Below are 26,913 nucleotides of genomic sequence, written 5' to 3' on the forward strand. Positions count from 1 at the left end.
GAGTGGATAGCATAAACAAAAAAGACGACCCAAGGGTCGTCTTTTTGTTGCTCAATGAAGATTACTTCATTGTTGGCATTGTGAACTCTGGACCAGCACTTAGACCGGTTGGCCAGCGAGCTGTGATTGTCTTCATGCGAGTGTAGAAGCGAACGCCGTCTGGACCGTGCATGTGCAGTGGACCGAATAGCGAACGTTTCCAGCCACCGAAGCTGTGGAATGCCATAGGTACTGGGATTGGCACGTTGACACCGACCATGCCCACTTGTACGTTTTCACAGAAGTTACGAGCCGTGTCACCGTCACGTGTGAAGATGGCCGTGCCGTTACCGTATTCGTGCTCGTTGATTAGGTTTAGCGCTTCTTCGTAGCTGTTAACACGAACAACCGCTAGCACCGGACCGAAGATCTCTTCGTTGTAGATGCGCATGCCAGGCTTAACGTTATCGAAAAGAGTTGGGCCAACAAAGTAGCCGTTGTCGTGATCAACCACTTTGAAGTTACGGCCATCAACAACCAATGTTGCACCTTCTTCAACACCTGAATCGATGTAACCCAATACTTTGTCAGCGTGTACACGGCTCACTAGAGGACCCATGTGTGGCTCTGGAGTCGACATACCGTTGCCTACAGACATCTTCTCGATCTCTGCAGTCATATCTTTGATAAGGTGATCAGCAACTGCGTCACCTACACAGACCGCGACAGAGATCGCCATACAACGCTCGCCGGCAGAACCGTAAGCAGCGCCCATTAGAGAGCTAACCACCTGTGATGGCTCAGCATCTGGCATTACGATTATGTGGTTTTTAGCACCGCCCAGTGCTTGTACACGTTTGCCGTGCGCGCTTGCAGTAGAGTAGATGTACTCAGCGATTGGAGTAGAACCAACGAAGCTGACAGCCTGAATGCGCTCATCTGTTAGAAGCACGTCGACTGCTTCTTTGTCACCGTTAACGATGTTGAATACACCATCTGGAAGACCCGCTTCAGTTAGAAGCTCAGCTAGACGCATAGTCGTTGATGGATCTTTCTCAGATGGCTTCATTACGAAGGTGTTACCGCAGGCAATTGCTACTGGGAACATCCACATTGGAACCATTGCTGGGAAGTTGAATGGGCTGATACCCGCACACACACCCATAGGCATCATCTGACTGTAGCTGTCTACGCCACGGCCAACGTTTAGGCTGTGCTCGCCTTTCTGAAGGTGAGGGATACCACAAGCAAACTCAACAACTTCAAGACCACGAGTTAGTTCGCCTTTCGCGTCAGAGAAGACTTTACCGTGCTCAGAAGTAATTAGCTCAGCAAGTTCATCAGCGTTAGCTTCTACTAGCTCTTTAAACTTAAACATGACGCGAGCGCGCTGAAGTGGAGTCACTTTGCTCCAAGTTTTAAAAGCTTCTTGTGCATTGGCAATCGCTGCACGAGTCTCATCTGCAGTTGAAAGCGCAACCTCTTTAGTTTGTGCGCCAGTCGCAGGGTTGTAGACAGGTGCTGTACGACCTGAGTTTGAAGCGACGTGCTGGCCGCCGATGTAGTTACCTACGATAGACATAGAACTTCTCCTTTATTGGTATGGAGTTATTAGACATCATCATATTTGTTGTAACAATATAAAATAATCACTGTATGATATATCAAAATTGATAGATCAATTGGGTGGGTTATGCGTAGTTCAACATTTAACTGGGAAGATGCTCGTTACTTTCTTGCCGTTGCTAGGGCAGGGCAGATGGGAAAGGCGGCTGAGAACCTAAATATCTCGACGATTACACTGTCTCGTCACCTCTCTTATTTGCAACAGAGGACTGGAACTCCGCTCTTTATCCGCCTGAGTAAAGGACTGAAACTGACCGACGAAGGCGTGCGTTTGATGCATTACCTCGAGCGTGCAGAGGCCGAAATAGAAGCAGCCGGCGAAATCTTTGGTAGTGATAGCAGCTCCGTCAGTGGCACTGTGCGTGTCGCAGCGCCAGAGGGGTTTGCGCTGCGCGTGCTGACACCGCAGTTGTCATCTTTTCTTCAGGATAACCCAGATCTAAATATAGAAATTGTTCCTCAGTCACGCGGCTTTTCGTTATCAAGGCGTGAAGCCGATATTGCGGTGATGGTGGGTAAACCAACCGAACCCAAGCTGGACTCTATCTGCATAGGTAGCTATAGCCTTGGTCTCTATGCATCTCAACAATATATTGATCAATACGGTATGCCGGACTCTATTGAGGATTTATCGGAGCATCGTTTGATCGGTTATGTGGAAGACCTTCTTTTTTCGGACAAACTCAATACACCTCGCTCTGTATGGCCTCAGTGGCAATCACAAACAGCAATCTACTCTCCTATTGGTCAGGTTGAAGCAGTTAAAGCTGGTTTAGGTATCGGTATGCTGCACAGGTTTCTACTAAGAGAGAGTGATCAACTGGTACGTTTGATCCCTGAGATTGAGGTACAAAGAGAGTTTTATCTTGTCTATCACCAGAGTACCGAGAAGGTACCTCGAATCGGTGCTACCCTCGAATTTATGAAGGGACTAAAAGCTGAGTAGTGTCTATGAATGATGTGATGATTTTAGGAGCTGGCGCACTGGGTGCATATGTCGGTGGGTGCATTGCTGAGGCGGGTTACAGTGTACAACTGGTCAATCGCTCAAGCAGTAATGCTGAAGTGGTAAACGCTCAGGGGCTCAAAGTTGAAACCAGTGATGATACCTTTGTTGTTCACCCAAGTGCGGTGCAGTTAGAGCACGCGTGCGATGCTCGTTTTGTACTGCTGTTCACTAAAACCTACCAAAGTGTAGAGGCTATCAAGGCCATTGAACCAAAACTATCACCTTCATCGATCATAGTAACGCTTCAAAACGGTTTGGGTAATGGTCTGCGAATCGCTGAACATGTTAAACAGTCTGTGATTCATGGCGTTACGATGATTCCCGCAACTCAGGTTGAGCCTGGCTTTGTTCGCTCGCACGGGTTTAGCGATACTTGGTTTGGCCCACTCAATCCCAGTGATCAACATGCGCTTTCAGCAGCGATTGAGTTGGAGAAAATACTCACAGAGGCAGGTATTACCGCTGCCAATGTCGATCAGCCACTGAACAAGATCTGGCAGAAAGCCTGCTTTAATGTCGCTATGAACGGAGTTTGTGCCTTAACAGATGCCGGCCCAGGCATTGTTAATGACACTGAGGCGTTGAAGCGGGAAGCTCACGCGTTGGCTGATGAGGCTGTCAGTGTCGCGAACGCAATGGATGCGATTGTGGATACAGAGGCGCTGCATAACCTAATCAACTTCGCCTGTGCCGAACACCGCTTTCATCAGCCCTCGATGTTGCAAGACGTGCGGGCGGGGCGCTTAACAGAGGTCGATTCGTTGAATGGATTTGTTGTTGAACAAGCGAAACGCTTGGGTGTTTCGGTTCCCAAAAATGAGCTGATGACGGCACTCATATTGGCACGCCAGGTTTCACCTAAGTTCTGGTCAGGAGTGAAGTAACTGAGTGGCTACAACTCTTTAGGAAAGGTGTGAATTAATCGCCAATAGGTATACCCAAACAGACCCGTAGCAAGAATCGACCAGAATGGGGCAGCACCCCAAAGGAACCACTCAGCTGCAGCCCAAAGTCCTGTAAATATGACAGTACCATAGCGGCGCGCTTTGGGTTTGAAAAAAGCTAGGTCATCATCGCGAATCACAATTTGTATCCTTAGGTGGATTGCATATAAAAACGAAGCGTTTATTCTAAACGCATATTAGATATTCGAGCTAATTAAGTTCGATCTGCACAATTAGGAAACAGCGTGTCTACGTCACATCATTATACACTCAAGGTTGAGTGTCCCGGCCGTACTGGATTGGTGGCCGCAATCACTACATTTTTAGCGAATCGTGATTTTTTCATTGTCGAAATGAAGCAGTTTGATGACGAAGTGTCGGGTCGTTTTTTCAGCCGTTTAGAGTTTACAACTCATACACCATTGGATTTAGACCTGATAGCAAAAGAGTTTAATCGCGAAGTTGCTGATGCGTTAGAGATGAACGCTCAGTGGCGCAGTGCTAAAGCGCCCATGAAAACGCTGATACTGGTCTCACAACATGATCACTGCTTGATGGAGCTGCTCTACCAGCAGAAACGAGGTGAGCTCAATATTGAAGTGACAGGCATTCTGTCGAACCACCCAGACCTTGAGCCTGTCGCCAATTTCTACGGCTTAGACTTTGAGTTGTTGCCTAGCCTGGAGACAAAACTTGAGACCAAAGCTGCTCGTGAAAAGCGCATTCTTCAAGCGTTCAAAGAGACAGGTTCTGAGTTGGTGATACTGGCTCGATACATGCAGATTCTGTCGCCTGAGCTCTGTTCGGCGTTGGCTGGGCAGTGCATCAATATACACCACTCATTCTTGCCAGGCTTTAAGGGCGCTAGACCCTATTTCCAAGCTTATGATCGCGGTGTTAAACAGATTGGTGCAACCGCTCACTATGTTACTTCTGATCTTGATGAAGGTCCGATCATCGAACAAGAGGTGGGACGTGTTGATCACAGTTTCGGCCCTGATGATTTGCGAGACATGGGGCGTAACATGGAGAACCTGGCGTTATCCAAAGCCGTGCGTGCTCACACCGAACAGCGCGTCTTTGTGAATGGCCTTAAGACGGTTGTTCTCTCCTAGTTACAGTGCATTTAGGTTCTGCAAATAGTGCTCGGCTGTTTGCAGAATCTCTGTTTTCTCCTCTTCAGGCTTTTTATCCCAGTTACGATAGACCATCGCGGTGCGTGGGTTGTTGCTGAAACGGCTGGCGTGGCGATGTTGGAAGTGCCAATAGAGGCTATTGAATGGGCAGCTGTTATCCCCCGAGCGTTGTTTCACATCGTAGTGACACCCTTTGCAGTAGTCGCTCATTCGATTGATGTACTGGCCTGATCCTGAATAGGGTTTGGAAGCTAGCAAGCCGCCGTCGGCAAACTGACTCATACCGAGGGTGTTGGGCATCTCTACCCACTCAATGGCGTCGATGTAGATGCCTAGATACCAGGCATCAACCTGTTTAGGATCAATGCCAGCCATTAAACAGAAGTTCCCTATAACCATCAGTCGCTGAATGTGGTGCGCGTAGGCGTACTCCAGTGACTGATCAATGCACTGGTGCATGCAGTTCATTTTGGTCTTACCATCCCAGAAAAAGTCGGGGAGATGCCTATCTGCATTCAGGGCATTCATGCTGGGGTATTCAGGTAGATTGATCCAGTAGATGCCACGAACAAACTCGCGCCAACCTAGAATCTGCCTGACAAAGCCCTCTATCTGAGCAAGATCGATACGTTCGGGCTGCTCGCGGTATACTTGAATGGCACGCTCAATCACCTGTGCCGGTGAGATCATTTTACAGTTCAAAGCGAAGGAGATTCGTGAATGGTAGAGACTCCATTTGTGCTCTGAGTTCGCCGTCATCGCATCCTGAAATTTTCCAAACAGAGGAAGGCAGTGAGTGCAGAAAAACTCCAGTAACTCCAACGCTTCACTTCGTGTGATTGGCCAGACAAGTTGTGTGCCCATCTCACCAAAGTAGTTGATGCCGTGTCGATCTAAACGGTTTCGAATATCTTCTGTGTTGTGAGCAAACACCAGTGGTTCTGGAATGTCCGCAAGATCCGCTTTTTTAAACGCTTTTTGGTTCTCGGTATCGTAATTCCAACGACCGCCTTCGGGCTCTTTGCCCTGCATAAGGTAGCCATGTTTAACCCGCATGCGCCGGTAGAAGGCCTCCATACGGTGTCCAGTATTAGGTTTAAACTCTTTGCTGATCGCTTCAAATGGCAGTAGGAAGTGCTCGGTGTCGAACTCACGCAGACCGGTCCCTTCTGGTAGTGATAGGTTGCGACACTGTTCAAGCAGACGTATCTCATCAGGTCGCTGATACTCAATCTGTGTAAAACCGTGGCGTTTGATCAAATGGTTGATCAATGAGTCTAGGGATTCAAAATCGGCGGTCTCATCAAGCGTTAAATGAATGACCTGATGACCAGCGCTTTTAAGAGCCTCGGCAAAGCGCTGCATCGCCATAAAAAAAGCGGTGATCTTTTGCAGATGGTGTTTAACGTAGTTCTGCTCTTGGTGCAGTTCAGCAATGAGGTAGGTAACTTGGTCTGATTTGTCACGAAACCAGCTGTGTTTGGCGTTGAGTTGGTCGCCGAGTACCAGTCTAAGGGTGCTCATCGCTGTTGCTTAGCCTCGCGTCGACAGCGCTCCGAGCAGTACTTCACCTGCTCCCAATCGCGCTCCCACTTTTTGCGCCAGTTGAAGGGCTTTTGGCACTGCTCACAGATTTTGCTTGGTAGATTGAGTTTGTGGTGCATTATTTCATCTCGATGGGCCAGTCGTGGTAGTCGACACGATCGATTGGCAGCATCATCTCTTCACCGCCCCAACGCTGTATAAATAGCCCCTCAGGGTCATAGGTTTGTGTCTGCTTCGCCAGATTGAATTGTCGATGGCCGCGCGGGTCTGCACCAACTCCACCTAAGTACTGCCAGTTCCCCCAATTACTGGCCAGATCAAAATCGATCAGCGCCTCTTCAAAGTAGGCCGCACCGTAACGCCAGTCAATGCCAAGCTCATGCACTAAGCAGCTCGCCACCAGCTGTCTGGCGCGATTGGATTGATAACCCGTTGCTTTCAACTGACGCATGGCAGCGTTGACGATTGGGTAGGGGGTGGTGCCTTCAATCCAGGACTTCATTCGTTCTGGGTAGAAAGAGGTTAAGGGCTTACGATTAAATGGCCCAGTCTGGTGATAGATCTTGTTGCCCCACTTGTGGGCATACCACTGGAAATAGTCACGCCACAGCAGTTCAAAAAATATCCAGTAGGTCGAGTCATTTGCAACCACATCTTCCTCATAACGATTCAGCCTCTCAATGATGCGCTTGGGTGACAATACCCCTAGCGCTAACCAGGGACTGAATTTAGTCGAGCACGCCCACTCATCCAGACCATTCCTAGTCTCCTTGTAGGTGGCGGGTAGATCACTGGAGAAATAGTGTTCGAGATGGTCTAACGCGCTCTGCTCAGAACCGTTGAAGGCATTCTCGCTAGAGCAATCAATGTTGAATGTGGAACCCTGTTTATCGCCGAGAGGAGGTAGGCTGTCAGGTTCAGCAATACGGGCATCAACCTCGATCGACTCTATCTTCTTTCTAAAGGGGGTGAAGCTATCCGGCAGTTCCGCTAGGGCAAAGGGAAGTTGTCGCTCACCGTAAAGAGTGTGCGTCTCTAACACTGTTATCACTAGGTGCGGAAAGCGTGATGCGATCTCTTTAAGAGCGCTCTGCTCATAGCTGCCAGTGTGTCGAGAGGTGACTAAATGCTCGACTTGATCACGTAAAATGACCTGGCTTAACGCTTCGACGTAATCGCTTTCAATCACTTCTAACGCCTGGTTCAGCAGGCTAAGTTTGCTGTGCAAGCTTGACAGTGCTTGGTTTAAAAACTGTTGGCGATGCTTACCGATTCCTTTGAAACCAAATCGATTGGTGCGCTTATCCCTGGGGTGTTGGATGAAGAGACAGGTTAGCTGTTCGCTGTTACGGGCTTTATTAAAGACGGGGTTGTCATCAAGGCGTAAGTTGTTGGTGAACCAGAGCAGTGTGTGTCGATACATGGGGCGATCCTATGGTTGAATCTTTGATACGCACTGCTCTGGGCTTTAGAGCACGGAGTGACTGGAATCAATCGGGTTGGAAAATAGATCCTTTGATAGCCGCTTTGACCGTTTTGACAATCAACACCGTTAGCAAAATAGAGACCAGTGTCAGCATCAGGTGGCTCAATGTTTGGAAGAAGAGAGTCTGGCTCTGCTCAAACATGATCAGTGTGCCAATGGTGAAGGCTGCAATTGGGAAAGAGTAGGCCCACCAAGAGACAAAGAAGGGGATTCTTGCAAAACGTGGAAGCTGCGACACAAGTAGCAGAACCAAGAACATCGCCGCGTAGTAGAGGATGTGTGCAAAGTTATCGACAACGCCCTGATTGAGCTTCAAATAGGCAATAAATCCGACCGCGGGCGGCGCGATCATGATAAACAGTGTCGGCAGTAACTTCTCTGGGAGTGGCTCGTGAAAAATGATGCGGTTAAAAACTAATACCTTTAACACAATCCAGTAGACTATTCCGATCGCAAAGAAGAACCAGCTGACCTCGGTAAAGCCCAGCGTAACCCCGCCAATGGGTGCAATGATGTTGCCCACAATCGGGATGAACCAAGCAGGGGTCGTGTGTTGTACCTGCCAGCGAGCGTGGTGTATCCATTGATTCATCAAATAGAGCGTCAAGATCAGTTGGATTGAAGCGCCCATCCACCATACGGCCGTTGCCAGAGGTGTCATGATCTCCGCCATTGCGACCGCGATCAGCATTAAACCGATGGAAAAAGCAGGGAAGAAGCTGATTTTGATGGGGTGATTAAACTCGGCAATCACCTGATGAGCATGACGGCGCATCTTTAATAGGTAGCTGATTGCCAGTGTTGCTAATAGAACGGCCGTAATCACTAACAGTACTTGCCACACAAGGTTAGTAATACCTAGAACCTCAGAGGCTTTTTTCCAAGCGAGGGTTAAGCCACTCATTCCCATTACCGTTGCGAACAGAGCCACCGGCATATGGGCTAGACGAGATGTCACATCATTCATTGTTTAATCCTGTGAAATTAGATGGATCTAATATAAGGGCTAACCTTAATGGCAACATTAAGATTGATCAATTGCTATCACCTCTATGGCATCGCTACTGATCGAAAACTGAATGTTGAAGCGCTCCAAACTGATTCCGTAAATACGTGTCTCATCAGAGTGAAAGGCGGGTCTAGGGTCTTGCTTTAGAACCTCTTCAATGAGTGTCGATAGTTGTGGTTCTTTAGAGATAACCTCTAAGGCCTGCTCAGAAAATTGAATAGGTTGTTGCAAGGGTTCGGGCTGTTCCATGCCGGGGTAAACGGCATCTGGTAGCGCATCAGAGTAGGGGATGTAGGGTTTGATATCAAAGACCGGGGTGCCATCGACAAGGTCGATACCGGACAGATTCAGGTGAACCCCTTGGTTTGTATTGATTGAGTCGAGTTTCACAACCGATAACCCCATGGCGTTGGGGCGATGTGTGCTGCGTGTGGCAAACACGCCTAGCTTCTCGTTGCCACCTAGGCGGGGTGGTCGAGTTAAAGGCTTCCAGCCGGCATTCAGGTTCTCACTGAACTGAAAAATCAGCCAAACGTGAGAGCAGTGCTCTAACCCCCTAACGGCATCAGGGTCGTTGTAGGGTGAGACTAGCTCCAATACAGCTTGCGCGGAGGGCGCAAGGCCAGGCTGGCGCGGTGCGCCAAACTTCTCTTTGAATGGTGTTTTGATGAAACCGATCGGTTCAATACTGTGCATTCAGTTACATCTCTTCAATCGGTCTATCAGGAACGGCAGCGTCATCGTAGGCCCCCCAAATGGTTTGATCGAACTGAATGACGGATCCCGTCATCATGCCGCTGTCCTCTGAAGCCATCCATAGCACCGCTTTAGCGACCTCATCAGTCTGAAGAATTCTGCCTGCCGGAAGGGTGGCTGCTTTCCGATCAATAAATGAATCATCCCCCGTCTCTTGAGCGATCAGCTCTCGCTCGTGATCAGAGTTCATCCAGCCTATATCGAGCTGATTGACGCGAATTTGGTTTCTTAACAGGGCATAGCCAGAGTTTCTGGTGAGTGTCGCCAAGGCACCTTTTGATGCGCAGTAGGGGGATAGAAAAGGTTGTCCGGCATGTTCTGACATCGATCCAATGTTGATGATGGCTCCTTTGATCTTCTCGCGAATCATCACTTTGACACTCTCTTGCATGAGAAAGAAGGGCGCCTTTGTGTTGATGGCGAACATTTGATCGAACAGTTCTGGAGAGGTCGTCAGTAGGTTGCCTCTATCCGTTAATCCTGCCGCATTCACCAATAGATCAACCCGTCCAAACTGCTGATCGGTCTCGGCCACAATGTTGCGAACCTGGTCTATTTGATCGAGTTCAGCCGCAACAAAATGGGTTTTAATGCCATACTGTTCCGCGATCTCTGAAGAGACCTGTTTGCCTCTGATCTGGTTGCGGCCGGTGATAACAATTCCTGCTGCGCCTGCTTGGGCAAATTGGTGTGCGATGGCTGCGCCCAAGCCTTGAGTGCTGCCTGTAATGATTGCTACTTTTCCATCGATACGGTTCATCAATCTGTCCTAGTTTGATACTGACATCACCATACTGCTAAGTAACGACTATGAAAAGCTTCATTGCCCAGGTGTTCTACAGATACTAATCGCTTCAATGTAAACCGTGCCCGCTGCTTTTAGTGCTTCAGATGCTCGGTCAAAGGTGGTACCGGTGGTATGAATGTCATCGATCAATAGGACGTGACTGGGCGCTGGCTGATTGCAGTAGAAGGTCGAACCTAAATTGGTTTTACGTTCTGCGCGATTGAGAGAGGCTTGGTGGTCTGTTCGACGCTTTTTTTGAAGGGATTGCCGCTCAAGGGGGAGCTTTAAATAGCGACTTAAGTGTTGGGCAATGATCTCGGCTTGATTAAAGCCACGCAGCGCACAGTCGATTGGGTGGCTGGGGATCGGTATCAGTGTGGGTTGGGTGCCGAATCGAGAGAGATCGATCTGCTGTGCTAGCAGTTGGCTCATCCAGAAAAGGGGCTCTGGATTCTTTCCCTGTTTGATCTTCTGGAACAGCTCTCGCATGGGGAACTGGTAGATCAGTGGTGATTGTGCGGTATCAAAATGAAACCACTCGCCATAGCAGTCTGGGCAGGATTCGTCTGGTTGATTAAGAGGGTAAGCGCAGACCTGGCAGGGGGTGCTGTTTTTAGCAAGGTCTGCAAAGCAACCTAAACAGAGTGGCTGATTGAGCGGTTTGCTGAGTCTGCATAATGGACATTTTGCTGAGTCAAATAACCACTCAACGATCGACTCTATCTGAAACATCAGTCTGGCCTCCTTGCCTATGATAAATTTAGTTTAGTCAGCGTTTTTAACTCTGTAAAATAGTCGCTCAAACATAATCTGAAAGGGGCAGTGCAAGGTATGAAACAGCGTTTTTTTGTAACAGGCACTGAGGTCTCTTCACCCGTCAATGAGTTCAGTTGCGCGCTTTTAAAGCAGTCTAATCAGAAAGGATTTAGCTCTCTTGGCCTCAAGCCAGTTGCTACTGGCTGCAGTGACGTGGAAGGAGAGTTAAAGAGCCAAGAAGCGCTGAATTTAATGGCTTGCTCCTCTATTGAACTCTCCTATCTTCAGGTCAATCCTTTCTCGCTCGCCGAAAATGCTTCGCCACACATTGCTGCTGAGATGGCGGACGTTAGAATGAGTGCGGATCGAATTAAAGCCTACATGGGCGGTGCACTGATGCGTTCGGTCAACCTGGCGTTGGTTGAGGGAGTCGGTGGATGGCGGGCGCCAATCAATGATCGCGAGTCGATGGCCAGCGTCGCCCAGGCGCTTGGCTTTCCAGTGATATTGGTCGTCAGTCTAAATGAGAATGCGATCAATCAGACCTTATTAACCGTCGAAGCGATTCGTCGCGATGGTCTCGCTTTAGCCGGCTGGGTCGTGTCGCCGTCCGAGAGTGACTCTGATGAACGAGTAATCGAGTGGCTGAGCCGAGTGGTTCCAGCGCCTTATTTAGGTTCTCTCGCTAGCGAAGAGGGTGGGTCAGATCAGTTGGATTGGGCGCCACTAGGACTGTAAAAACCGCTCAACAATCTTTGTAAAAAGCGCAGGCTTCTCTGCGTGTGGCCAGTGCCCAGTCCCCTCGATGATTCTGAGTTGAACTTTGGGGAAGCGTTTAACCACCTCGTTTTGGTATTCAGGCTTGATGTAGTCTGATTCGCTGCCTTTGATGAAAAGAGTTGGCCCGAGGTATTCCCCCTCACTCATGGGGCTGGCGATCTGATCATACTCGCGCTCAAGTGCCTCTAAGTTCATTCGCCAATCAAACCCCGCTTCTGTGCGATAGAGGTTCTTCAGAAGAAAGGCTCGAATACTGGCACTGTCTATGTGTTGACTGAGGTGTCGATCAGCCTCGGTTCGGCTCTTGATCTCGTTCAGTGGGACCTGTTTTAGCCCTTTAAACACATCGGTGTGGTGGTGAGGGTATTGCACGGGAGCAATATCAACCACGATTAATCGTGAAACGCGTTCGGGATGATTCAGTGCTAGCTCCATGGCGATCTTGCCGCCCATAGAGTGCCCCAATAGATTAAATTGCTGCAACCCAAGTTGGTCGGCCAGTGCCAGGACGGAGTCTGCAAAAGTGCTGTAGTTAAACTGATCAACCTGAGGAGAGCGGCCATGGTTCAGCATGTCGGGAGCGATGACATCAAACTGCTGTTGCAGTGCTTTGATGGGACCGCCAAGATTTTCCCAGCTGCCGAATAGGCCGTGTAACATCAAAAGCGGCTCACCAGAACCGCTTCGATGAAAGTGCAAGCTCATCGCTTACAGAACGTCCAGTAGCTCAACGTCAAATAGAAGCGTTGAGTAAGGAGGGATGCCGCCTGGAGAACCTTGCGCACCGTAGGCTAGGTTGTAAGGGATAAATAGGCGCCATTTAGAGCCTTTAGGCATCAACTGAAGGGCTTCAGTCCAACCTGCGATTACACCTGTTACGGGGAATTCGATCGGTTGACCGCGCTCGACAGAGCTGTCGAAGACTGAGCCGTCTGTGAATGTGCCGTGGTAGTGAACACGTACCTTGTTAGCCGTCGTTGGCTTCTCAGCATCCGCATCACCTGCCGATAGGATTTCGTATTGCAGACCAGACTCAGTCACTGTTACTTCATCACGCTTTGCGTTGTCGTCTAGGAACTGTTGGCCAGCAGCCGCTTTCTCTTTGGCTTCTGCTTCTTGTTTAGCGCGTAGGCGTTCAGTCAGCTCGTTGAATGCTGCTTGTAGATCTTCTGGTTCTACGTGCATCGCTTCGCCGGCAAAAGAGGCTTTAAGGCCAAAGGCAACCGCGTTGATGTCTACGCCGTCAAAACCGTTTTGTGCCAGTTGGTCACCCATCTGACGACCAATGCCGTAGCTGGCGCGCTGTTCAGTTGTTTCTAATGTAATGTCGCTCATGATTATCCAAATGTTTCGTTTAAGAACGGCGCGCAGGGTAACATATTCATTACTGTTGAACGAATAGCAGTGGGTCTACGCGTTGGTTATTAAGGCTCACGCCCCAGTGTAGGTGGGGTCCTGTCACTCGTCCTGTGGCACCCACCAGACCGATCTGTTGTCCCAGATCGATTTGATCACCGACTTTGACGTCAATTTGGCTCATGTGGCAGTACATGGTTGATAGGCCATGGCCATGGTCGATGATCACGGTATTGCCATTGAAGAAGTAATCTCCTACGGCGGTTACTTTGCCTTTAGCTGCTGCTTTAATCGGTGAACGATCGGGTGCAGCAATGTCCAGTCCAGAGTGGGGTGCACGTGGCTGATCATTGAAAAATCGTTTGAGTCCAAAGGCGCTGGAGTAGGGGCCTTCAGCAGGCATTGCTAGAGTCACTATTGGGTCTTCGTTTTCAGTAAACAGTTTGTAGGCGCTCTTTTGCTCAACCGACTCTCGTTTCCAACGTGCAACCTGTTTGGGATCGGGTTCGACGTATTTACGCTGCTTAATCTTCAAACGCTGTTCTGGATAGGCTTTATCGTCTAATTGGAATGTTAGCGTCTTGCCATTGAATTTTAGCTCCTGAGCTTTGCCAACGGTTGCCTTAAGGCTAATGCCGGCAACGGCAGTCCACTGTCCCTCTTTATCGACAACCATCACGCGGTAACCGTCATATGTCACTTCAGGTGCAGGCTCGCTGCTGGGCAGGCCTAGGTCTACGATGGCGATACCGCCCGGTACACGAGACTCTGTGGGCAGTGCTTTTGCAGTTAGGCTGAATAGAGCCAGTGACAGTGTCATCAGAAACAGGGGTAATCGCATACTCTCTCCCTTAATTATTAGTGTGCTTATCAATCGTTGGTTTCGGTGTGGATATCTGTAACCGTTGATGTGATGGAGCCTTTTTGCAGTCGAATATTGATACTCTGCCCGGCCTTAACTTGGCGTGAATCGCGTATCACCTCGTGCTGATCAGTCGTCGCCAATGCATAGCCACGCTCAAGCGTCGCTAGCGGGCTAATGGCCTGAAGGCGGCCCACCTTTTCAGCCAGCTCCAGCTTTCGTCGATCAATTTTACTCTTCGCAAGACTCTCTAACCGACTCATCAGTTGTTTAACCTGTTCCTGATGAGAAGTAAGAGTTCTACTCGGATTGAGACGACTAAGCTGGCTTTGGTTCTGATTGAGTTGGCTGCGTTTGTCGCGCATCAATCGGTTCATCGCGCTGTGCAGTCTCAGCTCCAATTCGTCACTACGCTGAACCTGTTCGCGGATACGCTCTCCGGGGTGTCTAAGCCGCTGTTGTAGGCTCTTTAACTGTGCCTGTTTTGCTGACAATAACCAATCAAACCGCTGTTTAAGAGCGCGCTCAGCTCGATTGATGTTGGCTAATATCTCTGCGCCATTGGGGCTGAGTAATTCGGCTGCTGCTGACGGAGTAGGGGCTCTTAAATCCGCCACCATGTCGGCGATGGAGAAGTCGACTTCGTGCCCGACCGCCGAAACGGTCGGGATGTTTGAGTTGGCTAGACTGAGCGCAACGACCTCTTCGTTAAAGGGCCAGAGATCTTCAAGCGAACCGCCACCGCGACCCACAATGAGTACATCCGCGATCCCTTCGCGGTTTGCCAGTTCAATCGCCTTAACAATTTGCCCAGTGGCTTCATTGCCTTGAACCGCCGTTGGGTAAAGTCTGACGGGTAGTCCAGGGTAGCGACGTTTGAGTACCGTCAAGATGTCGTGAATCGCTGCTCCAGTGGGGGAGGTGATCACGCCTATGCATTTAGGGTGTTCAGGGATCGGTTTTTTGCGGTCCGCTTCAAATAGCCCTTGCGCTTGCAGTTTTAGCTTTAGTTTTTCGAATAGGACTTGGAGTTGCCCTTGGCCATCTTGCTCCATAGCGCTACAGATCATCTGATAGTCGCCACGCCCTTCGTAAAGACTCACGCGTCCGGTGACAACCACCTGGTCACCCTCCTTGGGGGCAAAGTTCACCCGCAAATTGTTACCACGGAACATGGCGCAGCGAACCTGAGCTTTCTGATCTTTAAGGGTGAAGTACCAGTGGCCAGAGCTTGGCTTGGCTAAGTTGCTGATTTCGCCAACGACCCTGATCGAAAGAAACGAGTTCTCCAACAGCGATTTTACCTGCTTGTTCAGTTCGCTAACTGCGATGGCTGTTCGATTTGAAGAGGTTTGAACATTCATCCGGTCATGCTAGCGGTTGTTGCTTCTTTTTAACAGAAAAAATCCTATTGTGCGGCGCAGAAAAAAGGGTGAAAAATGCCGCTATTTACTGCGACTTTAGATTGATAAAAAAGGCGAATTTTAGTAATGTATTGGGCTAATTTTTTGCCCATTTAGACAGGTTTTTTAGAATGTTACGAATTGTTGAAGAGGCTTTGACCTTTGATGATGTACTTCTCGTTCCCGCTTATTCAGAAGTGTTGCCTAACGCCGTTAGTTTGAAAACACGTCTGACCAAGGGTATCGAACTCAACATCCCACTGGTTTCTGCGGCGATGGATACCGTGACTGAATCTCGTCTTGCGATTGCTATGGCGCAAGAGGGTGGTATCGGCATCATTCATAAAAACTTAACCATCGAACAGCAGGCTGAAAATGTTCGCCGAGTGAAAAAGTTCGAGGCGGGTGTTGTTACTGATCCAGTCACTTGTCAGCCGACTACAACGGTTCGTGAAATCATCGCGCTGTCTCGTGAAGTGGGCTTCTCTGGTTTTCCTGTTGTTGAGAACGGCGACCTGGTTGGTATCGTCACTAGCCGTGATGTTCGCTTTGAAGAGAACCTAGACACCCCAGTCTCTAACATCATGACACCCAAAGAGCGTCTAGTGACGGTGGGTGAAGATGCGACTCACAAAGAGATCTCTGACCTTCTGCGTAAACACCGTATCGAGAAACTTCTAACCGTAAACGAGCAGTACCAACTGACCGGTATGGTGACGGTTAAAGATATGAACAAGGCGCAGGCTTACCCTAATGCGGCTAAAGATTCTCGCGGTCGTCTACTGGTAGGTGCTGCGGTAGGTACTGGTGCGGATACAGAAGCTCGCGTTGCAGCACTGGCTGAAGCGGGTGCCGATGTCATTGTTGTTGATACGGCACACGGTCACTCAAAAGGTGTTATTGATCGTGTTCGTTGGGTTAAACAGAACTTCCCAGATGTACAGGTGATCGGCGGTAACATCGCAACAGCAGATGCTGCCATCGCGTTAGCGGATGCGGGTGCTGACGGCGTTAAAGTAGGTATCGGCCCTGGTTCTATCTGTACGACACGTATCGTCGCAGGTATCGGTGTGCCACAGATCAGTGCGGTAGCCAATGTGGCTGCGGCGATGGCTGAGCGTGGCGTGCCTCTGATTGCTGACGGTGGTATCCGTTTCTCGGGCGATATTTCGAAAGCAATTGTTGCGGGTGCCTCTGCCGTCATGGTGGGCTCTATGCTTGCCGGTACTGATGAAGCGCCAGGTGAAGTTGAGCTGTTCCAAGGTCGTGCTTTCAAGTCATACCGTGGTATGGGTTCGTTAGGTGCGATGTCAGGATCGACTGGCTCTTCAGACCGCTACTTCCAAGATGCGAAAGCGGGCGAAGATAAGCTTGTCCCAGAAGGCATTGAAGGTCGTGTGCCTTCGAAGGGGCCGCTGGCAGGCGTTGTACACCAGTTGATGGGTGGTCTTCGCGCCTCTATGGGTTACACCGGTTCAGGTGATATCGATACCATGCGCACCAAGCCAGAGTTTGTTCGTATTACCAATGCAGGTATGAGCGAGAGCCACGTGCACGATGTCAGCATCACCAAAGAGGCACCAAACTACCGCGTCGGTTAAGACTCGATAGTTAGAATTTCAGTGGGGTAACTCAGGTTGCCCCATTTTTAGTTTTAAGGGCAGCTTGCCCGCAGTTGGAATCAGAAAGAAATGAGCCAAGATATCCATTCGCAACGCATACTTATTCTAGATTTTGGATCGCAGTACACCCAGTTGATCGCACGTCGTGTTCGTGAAATCGGCGTCTACTCTGAGATCTATGCTTGGGATATGGACGAAGCTGACATTCGTGCCTTCAATCCAAAGGGTATCATTCTAGCCGGTGGTCCTGAGTCTGTGACGGAGTTGGATTCGCCACGTGCTCCACAGGTGGTTTTCGATCTGGGTATTCCGGTTTTGGGTATCTGTTACGGCATGCAGACCATGGCAGAACAGCTTGGCGGTAAAGTGGCTTCGTCGGACGAGCGTGAATTCGGTTATGCACGTGTCCGTTTGATGGATAACGCAAGTCGTCTACTTGAAGGTATCGAAGATCATATGGCAAACAACGGTGTCATGTCGTTGGATGTCTGGATGAGCCACGGCGATAAGGTCGTTGAGTTACCTGAGGGTTTCTCAATCATCGCTGCGACTGAGTCAGCACCCGTTGCCGCTATGTGTGATCCTGCTCGTCAACTTTACGGCGTGCAGTTCCACCCAGAGGTGACTCATACGAAACAGGGTCTGCGTATTCTTGAGCGTTTTGTCCGTGACATCTGTGGTACTGAAGCACTTTGGACGCCGGCCAATATCATTGCGGATCTGGTTGAGCGTGTTCAAGCTCAGGTGGGTGACAATAAAGTATTGCTTGGCCTATCGGGAGGTGTCGATTCCTCTGTGGTTGCAGCGCTTCTGCATAAAGCGATCGGCGATAAGCTGACCTGTGTCTTTGTTGATAACGGTCTTCTTCGTAAGAACGAAGGCGATCAGGTCATGGAGATGTTTGCGAACAACATGGGTGTTCGTGTTATTCGTTCTGATTCTGAAGATCTTTTCTTGGGTCGTCTTAAAGGTGAAGCGGATCCTGAGAAGAAGCGTAAGATTATCGGTAATACCTTCATTGAAGTATTTGATGATGAGGCGGCTAAACTAACTGAGTGTCGCTTCTTGGCTCAGGGCACCATCTACCCGGATGTGATTGAGTCGGCTGCCTCGAAGACCGGCAAGGCGCATGTGATCAAGTCGCACCACAACGTGGGTGGTCTTCCTGAAGATATGGCATTTGAGTTGGTTGAGCCACTGCGTGAACTGTTTAAAGACGAAGTTCGCAAGATCGGTCTTGAACTGGGTCTTCCCTACGATATGGTCTACCGTCACCCCTTCCCAGGCCCTGGTCTCGGTGTTCGTATTTTGGGTGAAGTTAAGAAAGAGTATGCCGACATTCTTCGTGAAGCGGATGCGATCTTTATCGAAGAGCTGCATAAAGCGGATTGGTACCATAAAACGAGCCAAGCCTTTGCCGTATTCCTACCCGTTAAGTCGGTAGGGGTTGTGGGTGATGGCCGCCGTTACGAATGGGTGATTGCGATTCGCGCCGTTGAAACGATCGACTTCATGACCGCTCGCTGGGCTCACCTACCTTACGAGCTGCTAGAGACGGTCTCTAGCCGTATTATCAATGAAATTCCGCAGGTCTCTCGTGTGACATACGATGTTTCGAGCAAACCACCTGCAACCATTGAGTGGGAATAATCGATGTTTCTTTTAAGTTCAGGTGTTTTTCTCTGGTCATTAGCGCACCTTCTTAAGCGCATAGCACCCGCTTTTAGGGCCTCTTTAGGCAATCTTGGAAAAGGCCTGATCGCTGTTGCGATTCTGATCTCAGTGTTAATGATGGTATTCGGCTATCAACAGGTTGAGACGACTCACTACTGGGGTCGCAACCCCGCGATGGTGGGTATCAATAACCTGTTGATGCTGCTGGCTGTCTACCTACTGGTCGTTTCAGTCGTTAAAAGTGCATTGGCAAACCGTGTGCGTCATTTGCAACTGAGCGCTGTCAAAACCTGGGCGATTGCGCACTTGATGGTTAATGGTGACAGCGCGTCGTTTGTTCTGTTTGGTGGTCTGCTCGCTTGGGCCGTGATCAGCGTGATACTGATTAACAAAGCGGGTAAGCCTGAACTTGAAAAACGACCAACGAGTCTTGTTCGTGAACTGATTGCCGCCATCGTTACGGCTGTTCTGTTTGGTGCCATAGCCATGGCTCATATGAAACTGGGCTACCCAGTTTTTGGTTAAGGGTCGACTGAGCGTTTAGGGATGAAGCAGATGAAACCATTAATCTTTGGATATCTCATTTTAATGGTCTCTATGCTGCTTCAGTACCAGGTCATTTGGCCTGCTGAGGCTGTGTTGCTGTCTCACTGGTCAGAAGGTCCAGCCAGTCTTCTGTTTCTTCCTCATGGCATCAAAGCGCTGTTGATCGTTTTGGTCGGACCGATTGCGGTTTTACCTATCGCTTTAGCTCATTTAACGACCGATATCCTGATCGGAGTCGATGCCGGAAGGATTCTCTTCTCTGCGTTTGTTAGCTCGGTTGTCATGTTAATACCGATGTTGATGTTTAACTACGTCTCGCAACGTCCACTCTTATCGGGTGTAATGGGATCAGGGTTCTCATTGCCTCAAATGACTCGGCTGACCTTCTCGGTTGGTTTGATTGCTGCACTTCTTAATGCATTGGCGAATGCGGCCTGGTATAGCGAGAGCGGTGTAACGCTTTTGGCGTTTCGATATTTAACGGGTGATCTGTTGGGTATATTCGTGGCTCTTCTGCTTTGGAGTCTATTGTCTCGAATTGCTCATAGAGTGAGTGATTAGTTGTGCTGCAGATTACGTTGTTTGCGCTACTCTCTGTTGGATTGCTTATCCAATATGAAGTGATCTTTCCGTTAGAGTCCTATCTACTGCCTGCTTCAGCGGCTAGCTTTCTTTATATTCCGCACGGCATTAAAACGGTGATGGTGGTGTTGTCTGGTTATCGAGCGCTTCTACCGATTTTTACCGCCCATCTTATGGCCTATGTGATATGGGCGGTTCCGACCCCGTCGATCGCTTTAGATGCCCTAGTTAGTACACTGGTGATGTTTATTCCATTGGTTATTTGGAACTTTAATCGACTTGCACCACTGTTGGCGCCCCTGCCCATTGCTGACGACTCTAAATTGGTTCTGTTCAGAGTTGTTCTGGCTGTCGCTTTTGTATCATCACTATTTAATGCACTTTTGCATACTCTACTGTTCACTAATGAGTCGATCGGACTGTTGTCGTTTAGATTTTTGGTAGGTGACTTGCTAGGTACTCTGCTCGCACTGACTCTGTTGATGCTGTCTAAGAAACACCTAGTGAATCTTATTAAGAAGCAGGTAAACTGACTTTTTAGTCAATTTCGCGATGTGGAATACCTTAGTTGATTGCTAGGTTTAATAAGTCTGCTATAATGCACAAGTTGATAGCAGTGAGAGGCTGTTAAGGCCGAAGTTCCTGCTGAATAATTAAAGGAACTCTGTATGAGCACTTTGAAATTTTATCTAGGTTTGATCAAGCTAATTGATTCAACCTCAAAAGAGCTGGGTTTGGATTCGTTGACTGATTCTGACCGTCAAGTTCTTAACATGCTTTGGGAAGTGGCTGATCAAAATACGGCTAAAGCCTCTCTTAGCTACGAAGTCTTTGCTGACTCTGCGATTGCAAAAGGGATTAAAGTCTCTCGCTCGCAATTCTTTAAGTCATTGAAAAAACTTGAAGATGTTGAGTTGATTAAGCGTGTTGAAGGGCCTCGTAGCTCTACTTACCAGCTGAAAGCTGAGTAATCGCTCGTTAAAAGCAAAACATCAGATTAAAGCTGCACACTGTGCGGCTTTTTTGTTTTTGGGGTGCAAGTTACCATAGGGTTTTAAAATTTAGGACGTAATGTGGACGATCAGTATTGGATGAGGCAGGCGCTTGAGCTAGCGGCGCAGGCGGGTGAGCACAACGAAGTGCCTGTGGGTGCAATTGTTGTCCTTGATGATCAAGTCATCGGTCGTGGCTTTAATCGTCCAATCAGCGGCTGTGATCCATCAGCACATGCAGAGATCCAAGCCCTCAGGGATGCTGCTAATCGTCTTGAGAACTATCGCCTTGTGGATGCAACGCTCTATGTAACGATCGAACCCTGTTCTATGTGTGCTGGTGCCATTGTGCACTCTCGTATCAAGCGATTGGTGTTCGGAGCCTTGGAGCCCAAAGCGGGGGTGGCAACTAGCCAAGCTCAATTTTTTGTTCAGCCTTGGCTCAATCATCGTGTGGAAGTGCAGGGTGGGTTACTGGCAGATGAGTGCTCATCAATGATCAGTGACTTCTTTGCACGCCGTCGAGATGAAAAGCGACAAGCCAGGCTCAACAAGTTTGGCGAGGCCTCTAATCCAGAGGTTTAAGTTTGATAGAACGGTTTTGATTCAACCGCCTGAACGGTTCAATGATCTGCGTATACTTTTGAATGTTGTTCACATAGGTGACGGGTTCACTACCGCGAGCCTCTCCATGACGGGTTTTGGCCGCAATCTCTGGATCTTCAAGTAGTGGTAAAAACTGCGCTACATCCTCCCACCTGTCAGCATTTTTGCCGCCACGTTGAGTCAGTATGCGAGCATCCTCTAGGTGTCCAAAGCCAACATTATAACCGGCCATGGCTAACCAAAGTCGTTCGGGCTCTGGAATACGATCAGGCACTTTTTCTTCCATTTTTCTCAGGTATTTTGCACCCCCGATGATGCTCTCTCTGGGGTCTGTTCTCTCCTCAACCCCCATCTCTTCTGCTGTCGCTTGCGTGAGCATCATGATGCCTCGCACGCCTGTGCTAGAAACGGCATCCTCATCCCAGTGCGACTCTTGATAGCCCACCGCGGCGAGAATGTGATGATCGAGCCCAACCAACTCGCCTGCTTCAACGAAGTAGGGGTTTAAAGGCTTATAGCGCTCCTCAAGTGCCATGCGAAAAGCGTGTGTCTCGACAAAGTTAAGGGGATTTTTGGGTGGGGTAGAGTCTCGGTTGAGCTGCTCAATCAGCCTCTTGGATTCGGGTTTTTCTAACCAATCGCTTACGGCTCGGTTTAGAGTTTGATCTTCACTTTTTAGCGAGTACCAAACAGCAGGAGCGTCGCTTTGGATCTCAAAGGCTTTTGCTAACTCGGGGTGATAGCTTTTCACCCGACTGAAAAGATCGGAAGGTACAACCGCGAAGGTGGCCTCCCTGTTCTGTAATAGGGTCATCAGGTCTAAATGATTGAGTTCCTCAAGAAGGTCAACTTCTATATCGGGTTTGATGCTGAGCAGTTGGGCCGCCTCGGCACTGCCATCCAAAGCAATAATGTTGCCCTCTTTGATATCAGCGAATGATTTAGGACGCTTGAATCCTTGGGTCTTTCTGTAGATAACCAGTGTGCGGCTGTCGCGATAGCTTGGATGGGGTTGGTATATCGACTCTCGAGATGGCGTTAGGTGAAGATTGGCAGCTGCAATATCGGCTCGACGATCACGCAAAGCCTGAAAAACATGTTGATGATCTTCCGCGATAATGAATTCGATACCGACACCTAGATGATCGGCAAAGTTTGTCGCCAGTTGATACTCAAAGCCTGTGCGAGTCTGATCAATATCGAGTGTGGATAGGGGGGCTGCAAGTGAAACGACACGTAGATAGCCTCTATCCGTTATCTGTTCGATCAGCGGTTTTCGGTTGGCACTGGTCAAGACAATCCAAACCGCCAGAAACAGAATGCCGGCAGTATAGATATACGGTCTTAATCTTGGTGCTTGTCGAAGGATAAACATTCGTAATGATTAGCTGCTAGCTCTCCCTAATTGCGTCAGTTTGCGCTAAAATTGCACGTTTTCCAACGCCTGATTCGCAGGATCACCAAGAGGCCTCTGAAACCATGCTCGTTTTGCGCGGAGCTCCAGCTCTTTCTGCCTTCCGTCACGCTAAGCTTTTTAACGCTGTTAGCCAAAAAGTTCCGTCAGTTACCGGACTTTATGCGGAGTTTGTTCACTTTGCCGATATGAACTCTGAGTTGAGTTCTGAGAAATACTCGATTCTTGAGCGTGTCCTACGATATGGGCCAAAAGCGGATCAGCAAGATCCCAAAGGCAAACTTATTCTGGTTGTTCCTCGTCCAGGTACTATTTCACCTTGGTCCTCTAAAGCGACTGATATCGTGCACAACTGTGGCTTGGATGCGATTGATCGTATTGAGCGCGGCACGGCGTTTTACGTTGAGAGTGTGGCAGAGCTAAGCGAGCAAGAGTTGAGCGATGTTCAAGCCGTGCTTCATGATCGCATGGTTGAAGCGGTCATGAGCGACCTAGAGCAAGCTAGCTCACTATTTAGACACGAACAGCCACGCGAAATGGGTCGTGTTGATATCCTGGGCGGTGGTCGTGAAGCCTTGGCTACCGCTAACCAAATATTGGGTCTAGCACTGGCTGAAGATGAGATCGATTACCTTGTCGATAGCTTCAAAGAGCTAGGTCGTAACCCCGCTGATGTCGAGTTGATGATGTTTGCACAGGCGAACTCTGAGCACTGTCGTCACAAGATCTTCAATGCCTCTTGGGATATCGATGGAGAAGCGCAGCAGAAATCTCTGTTCGGTATGATCAAGAACACCAATGAGCTAGGCGGCGAAAAAGTTCTATCAGCGTACAAAGATAACGCGGCCGTGATCGAAGGTTGGCAGGCACCGCGTTTCTACCCGAACTCTGAATCTCAACAGTACGGCTACAATGATGAGCCTGTACACATCCTGATGAAGGTTGAGACGCATAACCACCCAACCGCTATTGCGCCTTTCTCGGGTTCTGCAACGGGTTCTGGTGGTGAGATTCGCGACGAAGGTGCAACAGGTCGTGGTGCTAAACCTAAAGCAGGTTTAACCGGTTTTACGGTCTCTGATCTCAATATTCCTGGTTTTGAGCAGCCTTGGGAGTCGAAATACGGTAAGCCTGAACGCATTGTGTCGCCACTCGATATCATGATCGAAGGTCCAATTGGTGGTGCGGCGTTCAACAACGAATTTGGTCGTCCAAACCTGAACGGTTATTTCCGTACCTTTGAACAGTCGGTACCTGGCGCAAACGGTGAAGAGGTACGTGGATACCACAAACCGATCATGCTGGCCGGTGGTATGGGTAACATCCGTGCTGACCATGTTGAAAAAGGTGAGATCGAGGTTGGTTCTAAACTGATCTGTCTAGGCGGGCCTGCAATGTTGATCGGTCTGGGCGGTGGTGCTGCATCCTCGATGAGTTCGGGCAGTTCATCAGCCGATCTTGATTTTGCGTCTGTACAACGTGGCAACCCAGAGATGGAGCGTCGCTGTCAGGAGGTTATTGACCGCTGTTGGCAGCTAGGTGAAGCCAACCCCATCGAGTTTATCCACGACGTAGGGGCAGGTGGTCTTTCGAACGCATTCCCAGAATTGGTAAAAGACGGTGGTCGTGGTGGTTACTTCCAGCTACGTAACGTCAACAACGATGAGCCAGGAATGGCTCCGCTAGAGATCTGGTGTAACGAAGCGCAAGAGCGTTATGTGATGTCGGTTAAACCGGCGGATCTGCCACGTTTTGAAGAGATCTGTCAGCGTGAGCGCTGTCCTTATGCTGTAGTCGGTGAAGCGACAGAGGATCACCACCTTACTCTTAACGACACCCACTTTGAAAATAAACCGGTCGACCTACCAATGAGCGTGCTCTTTGGTAAACCGCCTAAAATGCACCGTTCTGTGACTCGTGCACAGTACGAAGTGCCTGCGTTTGATAGCAGCAACATTAAACTGGCTGAAGCGGTTGAGCGTGTGCTCAAGCTGCCAGCAGTTGCCTCTAAATCTTTCTTGATCACCATTGGTGACCGCTCGATTACTGGTCAGGTTGTTCGTGACCAGATGGTCGGCCCTTGGCAGGTTCCCGTTGCTGACTGTGCGGTAACCTCGACAGGTTTTGTCGGTTACACCGGTGAAGCGATGGCAATGGGTGAGCGTACACCACTGGCTGTGGTTGATGGCCCTGCATCTGGTCGTATGGCGATTGGTGAGACACTCACCAACCTTGCTGGTACCCCGATTGAAGCCCTAAGTGATGTGAAGCTGTCAGCCAACTGGATGTGTGCTGCAGGTCACCCTGGTGAAGATGAGAAACTGTACGATACCGTTCGCGCGGTAGGTATGGAGTTGTGTCCTGAACTGGGTATTACGATTCCAGTGGGTAAAGACTCGATGTCGATGCGCACTGTATGGCAGGATGCTGATGAGCAGAAGTCTGTGACATCGCCACTCTCACTGGTGATCTCTGGCTTTGCACCCGTCTCTGATGTTCGCCGTGTACTAACTCCTGAGCTTCGTACGGATCAAGGTGAAACGGATCTGATTTTGTTGGATCTAGGGCAGGGTAAAAACCGCTTGGGTCTATCGGCACTGGCGCAGGTATTTAACGAAGTGGGCGCTGATGTTCCAGATCTTGATGATGCCGATCAGTTCGCTACTTTCTTTGCCGCCATTCAAGGCCTAAATGAGCAAGGTTTACTGCTGGCTTACCACGACCGTTCAGACGGTGGTCTACTGGCGACCATCACTGAGATGGCGTTTGCCGGTCGCACTGGTGTTGACCTGAGTTTAGATCTCCTTGCGTCTGATGAGTCTGAAATTGCAGCGGCGCTGTTTGCAGAAGAGCTCGGTGCGGTTGTTCAGGTTAAGCGTGAAGATACTGAGCAGGTACTGACTGAATTGAATGCGGCCGGTATCGGTGAGATCGCATCAGTGGTTGGTGCTTTGAATCCTGATGATCTGTTGAACATCAGCTTCGATGATGAAGAGGTTTACTCTGAGAGTCGAGTAACGCTGCAGCGTTGGTGGGCAGAGACCTCTTATCAGGTGCAATCACTGCGTGACAACTCTGACTGTGCTAAGCAAGAGTTTGACGCACTGTTGGATGCTGAAGATCCTGGTCTGAATGCTGATCTTTCCTTTGATGTGAATGAAGATATCGCTGCACCCTTTATCTCGACTGGGGTTCGTCCAGAGATGGCTGTTCTGCGTGAGCAGGGTGTTAATGGTCAAATTGAGATGGCTGCTGCGTTTGATCGTGCCGGCTTCAATACGGTTGATGTTCACATGAGTGACATCCTCGCTGGTCGCATTGAGTTGGATCGCTTCAAAGGTTTGGTCGCTTGTGGTGGTTTCTCTTACGGTGACGTATTGGGTGCGGGTGAAGGTTGGGCGAAATCGGTGCTATTTAATGACCGTGCGCGTGATCAATTCAGTGCCTTCTTTGAGCGCCAAGACAGTTTCGCACTGGGTGTCTGTAACGGTTGTCAGATGCTCTCTAATCTACACGAACTGATTCCAGGTGCTGAGCTGTGGCCACACTTTGTGCGCAATGAGTCTGAGCAGTTTGAAGCTCGTGTGGCGATGGTTGAAGTGCAGAAATCGAACTCACTGTTCCTAGCGGGTATGGAAGGTTCGCGTATGCCAATCGCTGTTGCACATGGCGAAGGTCGCGCTGAATTTGCCGATGCGTCGCATCTGGCTAATCTAAGTGGTTCAGGTACCGTGGCGTTGCGTTATGTAAATAACCGCGGCGAATTGACGCAGAACTACCCAGCGAACCCGAACGGTTCACCAGAGGGGATTACCGGTGTTACCTCTGCCGACGGTCGTGTCACCATCATGATGCCTCACCCAGAGCGAGTGTTCCGTGCCGTACAGAACTCTTGGGCTCCAGATCATTGGAGTGAAGATGGTGCATGGATGCGTATGTTCCGTAATGCACGTAAGTGGGTTGGCTAAGCCACCCACTGTTAGCCACTCAATTTAGAGTGTCGAACGCATAAAAAAGGCGACCTAATGGTCGCCTTTCTTCTA

26 protein-coding genes are annotated in these 26,913 nt (G+C 49.4%); 12 read left to right on the forward strand and 14 right to left on the reverse strand.

Annotation, left to right across the window (positions count from 1 at the left end; genetic code table 11):
* Positions 1–61: 61 nt before the first annotated feature.
* Entirely contained in the window at positions 62–1,561 is a 1,500-nt protein-coding gene (locus tag XMD530_RS08710; protein ID WP_173507034.1) for a CoA-acylating methylmalonate-semialdehyde dehydrogenase, read from the reverse strand.
* 111 nt (positions 1,562–1,672) lie between these two features.
* Here XMD530_RS08710 and XMD530_RS08715 point away from each other — a divergent pair, with 111 nt between their 5' ends.
* Both XMD530_RS08715 and XMD530_RS08720 read left to right on the forward strand, forming a co-directional pair.
* A complete protein-coding gene (locus XMD530_RS08715) occupies positions 1,673–2,551 on the forward strand; it encodes a LysR family transcriptional regulator (protein ID WP_173507035.1) in 879 nt (292 codons plus the stop codon).
* A gap of 5 nt (positions 2,552–2,556) precedes the next feature.
* Positions 2,557–3,498: a ketopantoate reductase family protein gene (locus XMD530_RS08720; protein ID WP_173507036.1), complete on the forward strand. Its 942-nt coding sequence runs from the start codon at positions 2,557–2,559 to the stop codon at positions 3,496–3,498.
* Positions 3,499–3,506: 8 nt separating this feature from the next.
* On the opposite strand, the gene XMD530_RS08725 is transcribed toward XMD530_RS08720, so the two are convergent.
* The gene (locus XMD530_RS08725; RefSeq protein ID WP_173506283.1) at positions 3,507–3,698 is read right to left on the reverse strand and encodes a hypothetical protein; all 192 of its coding nucleotides are present in this window, start codon (positions 3,696–3,698) and stop codon (positions 3,507–3,509) included.
* Between the two features lie 105 nt (positions 3,699–3,803).
* On the opposite strand from XMD530_RS08725, the gene purU reads away from it, so the two are divergent.
* Positions 3,804–4,673 (forward strand): formyltetrahydrofolate deformylase, encoded by an 870-nt coding sequence (purU, locus tag XMD530_RS08730; protein WP_173506282.1) that lies wholly within the window; start codon positions 3,804–3,806, stop codon positions 4,671–4,673.
* On the opposite strand, the gene XMD530_RS08735 is transcribed toward purU, so the two are convergent.
* The 7 genes from XMD530_RS08735 to XMD530_RS08765 form a co-directional block, all read right to left on the reverse strand.
* Positions 4,674–6,218, reverse strand: coding sequence for a cryptochrome/photolyase family protein (locus tag XMD530_RS08735; protein WP_173507037.1), 1,545 nt, complete (start codon positions 6,216–6,218; stop codon positions 4,674–4,676). It abuts the gene before it with no gap.
* Positions 6,215–6,358, reverse strand: coding sequence for a DUF2256 domain-containing protein (locus tag XMD530_RS11435; protein WP_173481210.1), 144 nt, complete (start codon positions 6,356–6,358; stop codon positions 6,215–6,217). Before XMD530_RS11435 ends, XMD530_RS08735 begins: the two co-directional genes overlap by 4 nt.
* Complete coding sequence (locus XMD530_RS08745; RefSeq protein WP_173494911.1) at positions 6,358–7,662, reverse strand: DASH family cryptochrome; 1,305 nt, start codon at positions 7,660–7,662, stop codon at positions 6,358–6,360. Before XMD530_RS08745 ends, XMD530_RS11435 begins: the two co-directional genes overlap by 1 nt.
* 67 nt (positions 7,663–7,729) lie before the next feature.
* The gene (locus XMD530_RS08750; RefSeq protein WP_173506280.1) at positions 7,730–8,692 is read right to left on the reverse strand and encodes an SLAC1 anion channel family protein; all 963 of its coding nucleotides are present in this window, start codon (positions 8,690–8,692) and stop codon (positions 7,730–7,732) included.
* Positions 8,693–8,749: 57 nt separating this feature from the next.
* Entirely contained in the window at positions 8,750–9,430 is a 681-nt protein-coding gene (gene tsaA, locus XMD530_RS08755) for a tRNA (N6-threonylcarbamoyladenosine(37)-N6)-methyltransferase TrmO (protein WP_173507038.1), read from the reverse strand.
* A 4-nt stretch (positions 9,431–9,434) separates the two neighbouring features.
* Entirely contained in the window at positions 9,435–10,250 is an 816-nt protein-coding gene (locus XMD530_RS08760; RefSeq protein WP_173481206.1) for an SDR family oxidoreductase, read from the reverse strand.
* A gap of 60 nt (positions 10,251–10,310) precedes the next feature.
* Entirely contained in the window at positions 10,311–11,009 is a 699-nt protein-coding gene (locus tag XMD530_RS08765) for a ComF family protein (RefSeq protein WP_173507039.1), read from the reverse strand.
* Positions 11,010–11,108: 99 nt separating this feature from the next.
* Between XMD530_RS08765 and bioD the strand changes: the two genes are divergently transcribed.
* Complete coding sequence (gene bioD / locus XMD530_RS08770) at positions 11,109–11,771, forward strand: dethiobiotin synthase (RefSeq protein ID WP_173507040.1); 663 nt, start codon at positions 11,109–11,111, stop codon at positions 11,769–11,771.
* Here the strand turns inward: bioD and XMD530_RS08775 are convergent.
* The 4 genes from XMD530_RS08775 to xseA are packed head-to-tail and all read right to left on the reverse strand — an operon-like array spanning position 11,760 to position 15,395.
* Positions 11,760–12,518: an alpha/beta fold hydrolase gene (locus XMD530_RS08775; protein WP_173506279.1), complete on the reverse strand. Its 759-nt coding sequence runs from the start codon at positions 12,516–12,518 to the stop codon at positions 11,760–11,762. The two genes, bioD and XMD530_RS08775, sit on opposite strands and share 12 nt — an antisense overlap.
* 3 nt (positions 12,519–12,521) lie before the next feature.
* Positions 12,522–13,148, reverse strand: a complete 627-nt coding sequence (locus XMD530_RS08780; RefSeq protein WP_173507041.1) for an FKBP-type peptidyl-prolyl cis-trans isomerase — start codon at positions 13,146–13,148, stop codon at positions 12,522–12,524.
* 49 nt (positions 13,149–13,197) lie between these two features.
* Positions 13,198–14,010: a M23 family metallopeptidase gene (locus XMD530_RS08785; RefSeq protein ID WP_173507042.1), complete on the reverse strand. Its 813-nt coding sequence runs from the start codon at positions 14,008–14,010 to the stop codon at positions 13,198–13,200.
* Between the two features lie 29 nt (positions 14,011–14,039).
* Complete coding sequence (gene xseA, locus XMD530_RS08790) at positions 14,040–15,395, reverse strand: exodeoxyribonuclease VII large subunit (RefSeq protein WP_173507043.1); 1,356 nt, start codon at positions 15,393–15,395, stop codon at positions 14,040–14,042.
* Positions 15,396–15,565: 170 nt separating this feature from the next.
* Between xseA and guaB the strand changes: the two genes are divergently transcribed.
* The 7 genes from guaB (at position 15,566) to tadA (ending at position 21,435) form a co-directional block, all read left to right on the forward strand.
* Positions 15,566–17,035, forward strand: coding sequence for an IMP dehydrogenase (gene guaB, locus XMD530_RS08795; RefSeq protein ID WP_173481199.1), 1,470 nt, complete (start codon positions 15,566–15,568; stop codon positions 17,033–17,035).
* Positions 17,036–17,125: 90 nt separating this feature from the next.
* Positions 17,126–18,706: a glutamine-hydrolyzing GMP synthase gene (gene guaA / locus XMD530_RS08800; RefSeq protein WP_173483014.1), complete on the forward strand. Its 1,581-nt coding sequence runs from the start codon at positions 17,126–17,128 to the stop codon at positions 18,704–18,706.
* A 3-nt stretch (positions 18,707–18,709) separates the two neighbouring features.
* Complete coding sequence (locus XMD530_RS08805) at positions 18,710–19,255, forward strand: NnrU family protein (RefSeq protein WP_173507044.1); 546 nt, start codon at positions 18,710–18,712, stop codon at positions 19,253–19,255.
* A gap of 30 nt (positions 19,256–19,285) precedes the next feature.
* Positions 19,286–19,837, forward strand: a complete 552-nt coding sequence (locus XMD530_RS08810) for a hypothetical protein (RefSeq protein ID WP_173498436.1) — start codon at positions 19,286–19,288, stop codon at positions 19,835–19,837.
* Positions 19,838–19,839: 2 nt separating this feature from the next.
* Positions 19,840–20,391 carry a hypothetical protein gene (locus tag XMD530_RS08815; RefSeq protein WP_173507045.1) on the forward strand — a complete coding sequence of 184 codons (552 nt, stop codon included), beginning with the start codon at positions 19,840–19,842 and terminating at the stop codon, positions 20,389–20,391.
* Between the two features lie 135 nt (positions 20,392–20,526).
* Positions 20,527–20,829, forward strand: a complete 303-nt coding sequence (locus XMD530_RS08820; protein WP_173483010.1) for a hypothetical protein — start codon at positions 20,527–20,529, stop codon at positions 20,827–20,829.
* Between the two features lie 102 nt (positions 20,830–20,931).
* Positions 20,932–21,435, forward strand: a complete 504-nt coding sequence (tadA, locus tag XMD530_RS08825; protein WP_371731755.1) for a tRNA adenosine(34) deaminase TadA — start codon at positions 20,932–20,934, stop codon at positions 21,433–21,435.
* On the opposite strand, the gene mltF is transcribed toward tadA, so the two are convergent.
* Complete coding sequence (gene mltF, locus XMD530_RS08830; protein WP_256388210.1) at positions 21,419–22,831, reverse strand: membrane-bound lytic murein transglycosylase MltF; 1,413 nt, start codon at positions 22,829–22,831, stop codon at positions 21,419–21,421. The two genes, tadA and mltF, sit on opposite strands and share 17 nt — an antisense overlap.
* Before the next feature lie 104 nt (positions 22,832–22,935).
* On the opposite strand from mltF, the gene purL reads away from it, so the two are divergent.
* Positions 22,936–26,838: a phosphoribosylformylglycinamidine synthase gene (purL, locus tag XMD530_RS08835; protein ID WP_173507047.1), complete on the forward strand. Its 3,903-nt coding sequence runs from the start codon at positions 22,936–22,938 to the stop codon at positions 26,836–26,838.
* Positions 26,839–26,913: the final 75 nt, after the last annotated feature.

This window comes from Marinobacterium sp. xm-d-530 (genome assembly GCF_013283365.1).
In the GTDB taxonomy this organism is placed as follows: domain Bacteria; phylum Pseudomonadota; class Gammaproteobacteria; order Pseudomonadales; family Balneatricaceae; genus Marinobacterium_E.

Coding starts and splice junctions, on each gene's coding strand:
- XMD530_RS08710 (WP_173507034.1), bottom strand. CDS start 1,561: ATGTCTATCGTAGGTAACTACATCGGCGGCCAGCACGTCGCTTCAAAC.
- XMD530_RS08715 (WP_173507035.1), top strand. CDS start 1,673: ATGCGTAGTTCAACATTTAACTGGGAAGATGCTCGTTACTTTCTTGCC.
- XMD530_RS08720 (WP_173507036.1), top strand. CDS start 2,557: ATGAATGATGTGATGATTTTAGGAGCTGGCGCACTGGGTGCATATGTC.
- XMD530_RS08735 (WP_173507037.1), bottom strand. CDS start 6,218: ATGAGCACCCTTAGACTGGTACTCGGCGACCAACTCAACGCCAAACAC.
- XMD530_RS11435 (WP_173481210.1), bottom strand. CDS start 6,358: ATGCACCACAAACTCAATCTACCAAGCAAAATCTGTGAGCAGTGCCAA.
- XMD530_RS08745 (WP_173494911.1), bottom strand. CDS start 7,662: ATGTATCGACACACACTGCTCTGGTTCACCAACAACTTACGCCTTGAT.
- XMD530_RS08750 (WP_173506280.1), bottom strand. CDS start 8,692: ATGAATGATGTGACATCTCGTCTAGCCCATATGCCGGTGGCTCTGTTC.
- tsaA (WP_173507038.1), bottom strand. CDS start 9,430: ATGCACAGTATTGAACCGATCGGTTTCATCAAAACACCATTCAAAGAG.
- XMD530_RS08760 (WP_173481206.1), bottom strand. CDS start 10,250: ATGAACCGTATCGATGGAAAAGTAGCAATCATTACAGGCAGCACTCAA.
- XMD530_RS08765 (WP_173507039.1), bottom strand. CDS start 11,009: ATGTTTCAGATAGAGTCGATCGTTGAGTGGTTATTTGACTCAGCAAAA.
- bioD (WP_173507040.1), top strand. CDS start 11,109: ATGAAACAGCGTTTTTTTGTAACAGGCACTGAGGTCTCTTCACCCGTC.
- XMD530_RS08775 (WP_173506279.1), bottom strand. CDS start 12,518: ATGAGCTTGCACTTTCATCGAAGCGGTTCTGGTGAGCCGCTTTTGATG.
- XMD530_RS08780 (WP_173507041.1), bottom strand. CDS start 13,148: ATGAGCGACATTACATTAGAAACAACTGAACAGCGCGCCAGCTACGGC.
- XMD530_RS08785 (WP_173507042.1), bottom strand. CDS start 14,010: ATGCGATTACCCCTGTTTCTGATGACACTGTCACTGGCTCTATTCAGC.
- xseA (WP_173507043.1), bottom strand. CDS start 15,395: ATGAATGTTCAAACCTCTTCAAATCGAACAGCCATCGCAGTTAGCGAA.
- guaB (WP_173481199.1), top strand. CDS start 15,566: ATGTTACGAATTGTTGAAGAGGCTTTGACCTTTGATGATGTACTTCTC.
- guaA (WP_173483014.1), top strand. CDS start 17,126: ATGAGCCAAGATATCCATTCGCAACGCATACTTATTCTAGATTTTGGA.
- XMD530_RS08805 (WP_173507044.1), top strand. CDS start 18,710: ATGTTTCTTTTAAGTTCAGGTGTTTTTCTCTGGTCATTAGCGCACCTT.
- XMD530_RS08810 (WP_173498436.1), top strand. CDS start 19,286: ATGAAACCATTAATCTTTGGATATCTCATTTTAATGGTCTCTATGCTG.
- XMD530_RS08820 (WP_173483010.1), top strand. CDS start 20,527: ATGAGCACTTTGAAATTTTATCTAGGTTTGATCAAGCTAATTGATTCA.
- mltF (WP_256388210.1), bottom strand. CDS start 22,831: ATGTTTATCCTTCGACAAGCACCAAGATTAAGACCGTATATCTATACT.
- purL (WP_173507047.1), top strand. CDS start 22,936: ATGCTCGTTTTGCGCGGAGCTCCAGCTCTTTCTGCCTTCCGTCACGCT.